We start from the raw sequence: 9,355 nt of genomic DNA, 5'->3' as shown, positions 1-9,355 counted from the left end.
CTTACTCAAAATCTTGTTCAGGATATCAGGATCAAGGGAACTATATAGAGTGAGCTCAAGATTATTCTTTTTTAAGCTGAGCATCAAGTTATTGCGTGGTGGACGTGTCTTTTTAGGCTTTTGTGGACGATCTAGAGCCACAATTGGCTGCTTCTTTTCAAGCATATTCTTTGCCTCCTTAAGTCTATGAGATAAGAATAGCCGAAAAATGGGAGCTAAGAAAGATACTTCAGTTTTTTACGCTTACTTTCATTATAGCGTTGTTCACCTTTAGTAAATTCGACTTTACCTGAAAGTAAATTAATGAGGTCATTTTTAAACCACTCTAAATCTTTTTCATCTAAAAAGACACTAATTTTTACATCAACACCATATTCAGTGTTAGCCACATAAATCTGCTTTTCTTTTAAGTAGTGATCAATTTCATCGAAGCGGTTATAAGCAACAGAAAAAGTCAATTCTTGTTGCAATACTCGCTTGATTACCCCGATTGCCTGAACTCCTTCAGTAACACTGTTTGAGTAAGCTCTGATTAAGCCACCAGCACCTAACTTAATTCCACCAAAGTATCTTGTAACTACAACAGTTACATTTTTTAAATTCATTAATTGTAAGGCTTTCAATTCAGGGACGCCTGCGGTTCCTGAAGGCTCACCGTTATCACTTGCTTTAACATGATCATCATTTAAGCCAATTGTATAAGCATAAGTGTTGTGCGTTGCATCGTGATACTTTTTTGAAATTTCAGCAATAAAATCATTTGCTTCTTGAACGCTAGTCGTGCGTGCTAAGCTGGCAATGAATTTGCTCTTTTTAATGATAATTTGATGCTCCCCATTTTCTTTAATTGTTAAAAAATTTTCTTTTTCTGCCAAAAAAAATCGCCTCTTTTTGCGTAATTAATAGTGGGAGGAAAAAAGATGGAAGATTTAACTCAATTAGCTGGCCGGCAGTGGCTAGCTAGCCAAGCAGATTCTCACACCTTTAAGGATTGCAAGCAAATTGTAGCAATTGCAGCCGGAATTTGCAATCGATGTGGTAGCAAGGTAAAGGCAAAATTGCCTAGTGGCAAGTATTATTGCCAGGCATGTATTGGAATTGGACGAGTAGTTGAAGGTGATTACTTAATTAGAAATGTCCAAGAGGAGTTATTTTCACCTGTTAAAAATGGTGGCCTAACTTGGCAGGGAAAATTGACTGAGCAACAAGAGAAAATCTCAACTGCCTTGGTCAAAAATTTCCATAACCGAAAAAATACTTTGGTTCATGCCGTGACAGGAGCTGGTAAAACTGAAATGCTCTTTCAATTGATTGCGGAGTGTATGCGTCAGGGGCAGCGGGCATGTATTGCAACACCTAGAATTGACGTGGTAAATGAGCTCTTTCCGCGTTTTCAAGCAGCATTTCAAGAGATTGCGATTGGGAAATATCATGGTCGTGAGTTTCGTGAACCAGGGCTTGAACAGCTAACGATTTGTACTACGCACCAATTAATGAAATTTTATCAAGCCTTTGATCTCTTAGTGATTGATGAGGTAGACTCTTTTCCCTATGTGGGCAATGCCCAGTTACATTTTGCTGCTAAGTATGCAGTTAAGAAAAGCGGGATGCGGGCTTATTTAACAGCAACGCCAACTGCAGATTTATTAGCTGAGGCTAAAGCCGGTAAGTTAGAGATTTTAAAGCTTAAACGGCGTTTCCATGGTGGTTTATTACCGGTGCCAAAGGAAAAACTGTTTTTTAGACAATTTTTGAAAAAAGAAAGGATTAATCCACATTTACTCAAAGAAGTAAAAAAGGTGATTCAAGCAGGGCACCCATTACTATTGTTTGTGCCGCGAGTAGAAGAAATTCCTGCGTATTTAAAGGCTTTAGCCCAAGATGCGGAGTTAAAGCAGCTGAAAGTTAAAGGCGTTCATGCTGCTGATCCGCAGCGAATAGAAAAGGTGCAGGAATTTCGTGAACGAAAGTTAGATATTTTAGTTACAACTACTATTTTAGAACGAGGGGTAACTTTTAAAAATGTGTGGGTAATCATTGTTGCTGCCGATGATGCGATTTATACCACGGCTAGTTTGGTTCAAATAGCGGGACGAGTAGGACGAGCGAAGGATGATCCAGATGGCTTGGTTTTGTATTGTTATCATCGCTATACCCAAAATATCCGTGACGCAATTTTACAAATTAAGGAGATGAATCGATGAATATTTGTCTGTTGTGCCAACAAGTATTTATTCCGGAGTTATCATGGATTGAACTTTTTTCTTTAAAAAAGGCCGGCCAGCATAAATTCTGCACACAATGCATGAAGAAATTTGAAAAATTGACCAAAATTCGTTGCCGGTATTGTGATAAAAATTTATCGACAGAAGGCGTGTGTCGAGACTGTCAAAATTGGACCAAGATTTATCCTCACAAATTGCTGAAGCATCACGCTTTATATCGCTATAACGACAGTTTTCATGATTTGATGGTGAATTATAAGAGGTATGGTGATTACGCCTTACGTGAGGTTTTACAGGCATTGTGCGCTAAGGAATTAGCTAAATTAAAATTTGACTGTTATATTCCGATCCCAACTTCACCAGAACACCAAGCAACAAGACAATTTGATACAATTTCTGCTATTTTTGCTGAACTAGTTCCTCTAACGCCACTTTTGAAAAAATATGAAAAAAGTGGCGCACAAGGGGAAAAGAATAAGCAAGAGCGGTTATTGAGTCCACAAGCCTTTTATCTTGAAACTGACCAGCATTTAGCTGATAATATAAGTCAAGGAAGAATTTTACTATTAGACGACATTTATACAACGGGCAGAACGCTTTATCATGCCCGGGACAAGGTGCTTGAAGAGTTTCCTGATGCGCAAATTGAAAGTTTTTCAATTTGTCGCTAGATTTATTATGAAACGCTTACATTTTTTGCTATAATAAAAGTGTAAAGAAAAACCGCTTTGCGGTGAAAGGAGAATCTTATATGTTAAAGTACAATGTTCGTGGAGAAAATATTGAAGTAACTGATGCTTTAAGAAGTTACGTAGAAAAAAGATTAAATAAGCTGGAGAAGTATTTTGAATTAAATCAAGATGTTATTGCTCACGTAAACTTAAAAGTTTACCGTGATCATTCAGCTAAAGTGGAAGTTACTATTCCATTACCATACTTAGTTTTAAGAGCTGAAGAAACCACGGACGATATGTATCGTAGTATTGACTTTGTTTCAGAAAAACTTGAACGTCAAATTAGAAAATACAAGACTCGTGTTAATAGAAAGAGTCGTGAAAAGGGCTTGCAAGATTTCTTTGTTGAAGCTCCTGAAGAAGACGAAAAGAAGCCAAGTAAATTCGATATTGTTCGTAACAAGCGTGTCAGCTTGAAGCCAATGGATCCAGAAGAAGCAATTTTGCAAATGGATATGCTTGAACACGACTTCTTCGTTTTCCAAGATGCAGAAACTAACGGCACTAGCGTAGTTTACCGCAGAAACGATGGTCGTTACGGCTTGATCGAAACTAACGAATAAAATATTTAACCGCAAACTAATGAATTCAATGAAGTCTCGCGCAAAAGCACGAGGCTTTTATTGTGAATTTTTTGAATTTACGGATATTCATGGTAAAATTAATCTGTATTTTTAGACTTTCAACATATAAGGGACCGATTTAATGGCAAATATTTTAAAGAAACTTTATGACGCAGATAAGCGTGAACTTAAAAAATTTGAAAAATTAGCAAATAAAGTAGAAAGCTATGCTGACGAAATGGCTAAGCTTTCAGATGATGAATTAAAGGCAAAAACTCCAGAATTTCGTGAACGTTTAAAGAATGGAGAAACCTTGGATGACCTTTTACCAGAAGCCTTTGCTGTTTCTCGTGAAGGAGCTAAGCGTGTTTTAGGTCTGTATCCTTTCCACGTTCAAATTCTTGGTGGGATTTCCTTACACTTTGGTAACATTTCAGAAATGATGACTGGTGAAGGTAAGACTTTGACTGCTACTATGCCAGTGTATTTGAACGCCTTAGAAGGAAAAGGTGTCCACGTTGTTACGGTTAACGAATATTTGTCTAGCCGTGACGAAGAAGAAATGGGTCAACTTTACAAGTGGTTAGGTTTGACTGTTGGTTTGAACTTGAACTCAATGTCACCTGATGAAAAGCGGGAAGCTTACAATTGTGATGTTACTTATTCCACTAACTCAGAATTAGGGTTTGACTACTTGCGTGACAACATGGTTGTTTATAAGGAACAAATGGTACAACGTCCTTTAAACTATGCCATCATTGACGAAGTAGACTCAATTTTAATTGATGAAGCTAGAACTCCTTTGATCATTTCTGGGCAAGCAGAGCAAGCTAATAGTGACTATATTCGTGCCGATCGTTTCGTTAAGACCTTATCTGAAGATAAGAGTGATAATGATGCAGACGATGACAAAGATTATGGTGATTATAAGATTGACTGGCCAACTAAGACCATTTCTTTAACTAGAACTGGAATTAAGAAAGCCTGTGAACACTTTGGCTTGAAGAACTTGTATGATGTGGAAAACCAAAAGTTGGTTCACCACATTGACCAAGCTTTGCGGGCTAACTACATCATGTTGAAGGATATCGACTACGTTGTGCAAAACGGAGAAGTAATGATCGTTGATTCCTTTACTGGTCGTGTAATGGAAGGACGTCGTTACTCAGACGGTTTGCACCAAGCCATTGAAGCTAAAGAAGGCGTTAAGATTCAAGAAGAATCTAAGACCCAAGCTACAATTACTTACCAGAACTTCTTCAGAATGTACAAGAAATTGTCAGGGATGACTGGTACGGCTAAGACTGAAGAAGAAGAATTCCGTGAAATCTACAACATGCAGGTAATTACGATTCCAACTAACCGACCAATTGCCAGAAAAGACATGTCCGATATTTTGTATCCAACTTTAGATTCAAAATTCCACGCAGTTGTTGAAGAAATCAAAGCACGTCATGCTAAGGGACAACCTGTCTTAGTTGGTACTGTTGCGATCGAAAGTTCCGAGCGTCTTAGTCATTTGCTTGATGAAGCAGGTATTCCACACGCAGTTTTGAATGCCAAGAACCACGCTAAAGAAGCGCAAATTATTATGAATGCTGGTCAGCGTGGGGCAGTTACGATCGCCACTAACATGGCCGGTCGTGGTACTGACATTAAACTTGGGCCTGGTGTTAAGGAACTTGGCGGTTTAGCTGTTATTGGTACTGAACGTCACGAATCACGTCGTATCGATAACCAGCTTCGTGGTCGTTCTGGTCGTCAGGGGGACCCTGGTTACACTCGTTTCTACTTGTCACTTGAAGATGACTTGATGAAGCGATTTGGTGGTGAACGAGTTAGGGACTTTTTGGACCGTTTGTCAGATAATGATGACGACAAGGTTATCGAAAGTCGGTTAATTACTCGTCAAGTTGAATCCGCCCAAAAGCGTGTTGAAGGTAACAACTACGATACGCGTAAGCAAACTTTGCAATACGATGATGTTATGAGAATTCAGCGTGAAATTATTTACGGTGAAAGAATGCAAGTCATTGATGCAGATAAGTCATTGAAGAATGTGTTAATTCCAATGATTCATCGTACAATTGATCACCAAGTAGCAATGTTTACCCAAGGTGATCGTAAAGATTGGCGGATTGATTCACTCCGCGATTTCATCGTTTCAAGTTTAACTTCTGAAGAAAACGCTGATGCCATTAACTTTAAGACGATTAGCGTTGAAGATTTAAAGAAGAAACTTTACGATCTCGTTGAACAAAACTTTGAAGATAAAGAAAAAGCATTGGGCGATCCTGCACAAATGCTTGAATTTGAAAAGGTTGTTATCTTGCGGGTCGTTGATGATCGTTGGACTGATCATATCGATGCCATGGATCAACTTCGTCAGTCAATTGGTCTTCGTGGTTATGGACAATTGAACCCATTGGTTGAATACCAAGATTCAGGTTACAGAATGTTTGAAGAAATGGTTTCAAACATTGAATTTGATGTTACACGGTTATTCATGAAGGCTGAAATTAGACAAAACTTAAGTCGTTAACGATAAGAAGGGGAAGTGATCAACTTTCCCTTTTTTTGCTAAAAATATTAGGTGAGAAAATGGATATTAGTGAAATTCAAAGTGTGCTTGACGAATTAAAGAAACGTCTCGATCACTTTAGGGGGTCTCTTTGACTTAGATGCAATTAATGAAAGCATCGAAATGAATGAAGCCAAAATGGCAGAACCTGATTTTTGGAATGATCAAGCTAAAGCTCAAAAATTAATCAGTGAAAACAATGTGCTTAAGGAAAAAAGAGATTCATTTATTGCTTTACAAAAAGGTTATGAAGATGAAACTACAGCCTTAGAATTGTTGCGAGAAATGCCAGATCCAGATTTAAAGACTGAAGTTGAAACAGATTTGGCCTCATTAAGAGAAAAATTCCATAAATATGAATTAGATTTGTTATTAGCTGGTAAATATGATGATCATAATGCTTTGATGGAAATCCACCCTGGTGCTGGTGGTACTGAAGCTATGGACTGGGCGGCAATGCTTTTACGGATGTATCAACGGTACTGCGATCAGGCTGGCTTTAAGTTTGAAGTTAATGATTACGAGCCTGGAGAAGAAGCAGGAGTTAAAAGCGTAAGTATTCGGATCGTTGGTAAGAATGCTTATGGGATGCTTAAAAGTGAAAACGGTGTCCATCGCTTAGTGCGGATTTCACCTTTTGATTCTGCTAAAAGACGTCATACTTCTTTTGCATCGGTTGAAGTTATTCCTGAAGTTGACGATAGTATTCAAATTGATATTGATCCAAAGGATTTGCGGATTGATGTTTATCGTTCAAGCGGGGCTGGTGGCCAGCACATTAACAAAACTTCTAGTGCCGTTAGAATTACGCACTTGCCAACTGGAATCGTAACTACTTCACAAGCTCAACGTTCACAATTGCAAAACCGTGAAACGGCCATGAATGAATTGAAGGCTAAACTGTTCCACTTAGAAGAAGAGAAAAAGCGGCAACAAAAGCAAGCTTTGAAAGGTGAACAAAAAGAAATTGGTTGGGGCTCACAAATTCGTTCATACGTCTTCCATCCGTACAATTTAGTGAAGGATTTACGCACAGGATATGAGACTTCTGATACTTCTGGCGTCATGGACGGTAATTTACAGCCGTTTATTTATGCATATTTGCAATGGCTTTTAAGCCAAGATAATCCAGAATAGGGTGAGAAAATGACATTTGCAGGAATTGTTTCACTAGTTTTAGTTGCGGCTATTGTTTTAGCTTTGTTGTTTGTCTTTTTCCATATTTTTATTGCTTTAATTCCAGTAGCGGCAGTAGCTATTCTGTTAATTTGGTTGTATTATCGCTTCTTTGCCAAAAAGGATAAGAATCTTTCTTCAACTAAGACACAGACGGAGTATGATTGGTTTAGGTCTTATTCTAATCAGACTCCGCCACGAAAAAAGGCGAAAAACGTTACTACCAAGGATATTGATGATAAAAATAAATAGAGGTAAGAAAAATGGTTGAATTTGTAAAATTACCTAAATTAATTCGAGACATTAGTGTCATTCATGTCGAACAAGGTGAAGAATATGTGGCTGATACTAGGCTTAAGGTATCCGATATTTATCGGCCTGGCCTAGAATTAACGGGTTACTTTGATTTTTATCCTAAACAGCGCATTCAGTTGTTAGGTAAAACTGAGATTTCTTATGCCGCTCGGCTGGATCACGATATTCGTAAGCGAGTTTTCACCAAGATGTGTACACCTGAAACACCTTGCTTTTTGATTTCACGCTCTTTGCCGATACCAGAAGAATTAAAAGAAGCAGCTGAACAAGCAAAGATTCCGATTTTACATTCTTCTGAATCTACAACTTATCTATCCAGTATTTTGACTGATTATTTACGTCAGCGCTTAGCAGCTAGAACAAGCATCCATGGGGTATTAGTCGAAATCAAAGGGATGGGGGTTCTCTTAACTGGTGCTTCAGGTGTCGGAAAATCAGAAACTGCGTTGGGCTTGGTTCATCGTGGTCACCGGTTAATCGCAGATGACCGTGTAGATGTTTATCAAAAAGATCACGAAACGGTCATGGGTGAAGCTCCTAAGATTTTAAAGCACTTAATGGAAATTCGTGGAATCGGTATTATTGATGTGATGAATTTATTTGGTGCTGGTGCCGTTAAGGATCGAACAGAAATCCAGTTAGTCATCAACCTGGTAAATTGGGATAACAATGCCAACTATGATCGTTTAGGCCTGCAAGAAGATACGCGTGAAATTTGTAATGTCCGTGTACCACAAGTCACAATTCCAGTGAAGGTTGGACGTAATATTGAAATTATTATCGAAGTAGCTGCGATGAACTTTAGAGCTAAAAAGATGGGCTTTGATGCTTCACAAAAGTTTGATGAAAATTTAGCCAGCTTAATTTCTGATAATTCTAAAAAAGATACTGAAAAGTCTAAAGAAAAGGAACATCACTAATGTTGTCTTTGATAATCAATCCGGTAGCCTTTCGTTTAGGCAGTTTAAGTGTCAAATGGTACGGTATAATAATGGCTGTTGCCATTATTTTAGCCGTAGCAATGGCAATTAACGAAGGTAAAAAAAGACAAGTCAGTCCTGATGATTTTGTGGACTTGCTTTTATGGGGTGTGCCGTTAGGCTATGTCGGAGCGCGACTTTATTATGTAATCTTTGAATGGGGCTATTATTCTCAACATCCAGATCAAATTATTGCCATTTGGAATGGCGGGGTGGCCATCTATGGCGGTTTACTCGCTGGCCTAGTTGTTTTACTAGTTTTTTGTTATAAAAGAATGTTGCCGCCATTTTTAATTTTGGATATAGTTGCTCCTGGTGTTATGGCTGCGCAAATCTTAGGCCGTTGGGGTAATTTTGTCAATCAAGAAGCCCATGGCGCTCGGACGACTCTTAGCTTTTTGCAAAGTTTGCATTTGCCAGAATTTATTATTCAGCAAATGAAAGTGAATGGCGTGTACTATCAACCAACCTTTTTATATGAATTATTTTTTAACTTAATTGGTTTAATTTTGATTCTTAGTTTGCGGCATCGGAAGCACCTTTTTAAACAAGGTGAAGTTTTCATGACCTATGTAATGTGGTACGCTGTAGTTCGCTTCTTTGTTGAAGGGATGAGAACGGATAGTTTATACATTTTTGGTACAATTCGGGTCTCACAAGCTTTAAGTATCATTTTATTCTTAGTGATGTTAGGCTTGTTAATATATCGTCGTGTAAAAGTAAAGCCAAAGTGGTATCTTGATGGTAGTGGTTTAAAATATCCATATACTAGAAATTAATT

The 9,355-nt window shown here is 38.1% G+C and carries 9 protein-coding genes; 8 read left to right on the top strand and 1 reads right to left on the bottom strand.

All coding sequences use genetic code 11. The features are described 5' to 3' along the window. Window positions 1–215: 215 nt before the first annotated feature. A complete protein-coding gene (locus EJK17_RS08560; RefSeq protein WP_103662190.1) occupies window positions 216–875 on the bottom strand; it encodes a YigZ family protein in 660 nt (219 codons plus the stop codon). 45 nt (window positions 876–920) lie between these two features. Here EJK17_RS08560 and EJK17_RS08555 point away from each other — a divergent pair, with 45 nt between their 5' ends. From EJK17_RS08555 to lgt, 8 genes are all read left to right on the top strand, one after another. Next, a complete protein-coding gene (locus tag EJK17_RS08555) occupies window positions 921–2,204 on the top strand; it encodes an ATP-dependent helicase ComFA (RefSeq protein WP_103662191.1) in 1,284 nt (427 codons plus the stop codon). Further along, window positions 2,201–2,896, top strand: a complete 696-nt coding sequence (locus EJK17_RS08550) for a ComF family protein (RefSeq protein WP_103662192.1) — start codon at window positions 2,201–2,203, stop codon at window positions 2,894–2,896. Before EJK17_RS08555 ends, EJK17_RS08550 begins: the two co-directional genes overlap by 4 nt. Window positions 2,897–2,976: 80 nt before the next feature. After that, window positions 2,977–3,522 (top strand): ribosome hibernation-promoting factor, HPF/YfiA family, encoded by a 546-nt coding sequence (gene hpf / locus EJK17_RS08545; RefSeq protein ID WP_103662193.1) that lies wholly within the window; start codon window positions 2,977–2,979, stop codon window positions 3,520–3,522. A gap of 142 nt (window positions 3,523–3,664) precedes the next feature. After that, on the top strand, window positions 3,665–6,064 hold the full coding sequence (gene secA / locus EJK17_RS08540) for a preprotein translocase subunit SecA (protein ID WP_103662194.1): 2,400 nt from the start codon (window positions 3,665–3,667) through the stop codon (window positions 6,062–6,064). 59 nt (window positions 6,065–6,123) lie between these two features. Continuing rightward, window positions 6,124–7,240 (top strand): peptide chain release factor 2 gene (gene prfB, locus EJK17_RS08535; RefSeq protein WP_103662195.1). Its coding sequence is split into 2 segments (ribosomal slippage): window positions 6,124–6,195 and window positions 6,197–7,240, totalling 1,116 coding nucleotides; the frame shifts between segments, so codons are not numbered across the junction. 9 nt (window positions 7,241–7,249) lie between these two features. Beyond that, on the top strand, window positions 7,250–7,531 hold the full coding sequence (locus EJK17_RS08530; protein ID WP_103662196.1) for a hypothetical protein: 282 nt from the start codon (window positions 7,250–7,252) through the stop codon (window positions 7,529–7,531). A gap of 11 nt (window positions 7,532–7,542) precedes the next feature. Further along, the gene (hprK, locus tag EJK17_RS08525) at window positions 7,543–8,514 is read left to right on the top strand and encodes an HPr(Ser) kinase/phosphatase (protein WP_103662197.1); all 972 of its coding nucleotides are present in this window, start codon (window positions 7,543–7,545) and stop codon (window positions 8,512–8,514) included. Further along, a complete protein-coding gene (gene lgt / locus EJK17_RS08520) occupies window positions 8,514–9,353 on the top strand; it encodes a prolipoprotein diacylglyceryl transferase (RefSeq protein ID WP_103662198.1) in 840 nt (279 codons plus the stop codon). The genes hprK and lgt overlap by 1 nt, the downstream gene beginning before the upstream one ends. Window positions 9,354–9,355 lie beyond the last annotated feature (2 nt).

The sequence above is a fragment of the Lactobacillus xujianguonis genome (assembly GCF_004009905.1).
Lineage (GTDB): Bacteria > Bacillota > Bacilli > Lactobacillales > Lactobacillaceae > Lactobacillus > Lactobacillus xujianguonis.
This window is presented reverse-complemented; position numbering and strand designations above follow the sequence as displayed.

Coding starts and splice junctions, on each gene's coding strand:
- secA (WP_103662194.1), top strand. CDS start 3,665: ATGGCAAATATTTTAAAGAAACTTTATGACGCAGATAAGCGTGAACTT.
- EJK17_RS08555 (WP_103662191.1), top strand. CDS start 921: ATGGAAGATTTAACTCAATTAGCTGGCCGGCAGTGGCTAGCTAGCCAA.
- EJK17_RS08530 (WP_103662196.1), top strand. CDS start 7,250: ATGACATTTGCAGGAATTGTTTCACTAGTTTTAGTTGCGGCTATTGTT.
- hprK (WP_103662197.1), top strand. CDS start 7,543: ATGGTTGAATTTGTAAAATTACCTAAATTAATTCGAGACATTAGTGTC.
- EJK17_RS08550 (WP_103662192.1), top strand. CDS start 2,201: ATGAATATTTGTCTGTTGTGCCAACAAGTATTTATTCCGGAGTTATCA.
- lgt (WP_103662198.1), top strand. CDS start 8,514: ATGTTGTCTTTGATAATCAATCCGGTAGCCTTTCGTTTAGGCAGTTTA.
- hpf (WP_103662193.1), top strand. CDS start 2,977: ATGTTAAAGTACAATGTTCGTGGAGAAAATATTGAAGTAACTGATGCT.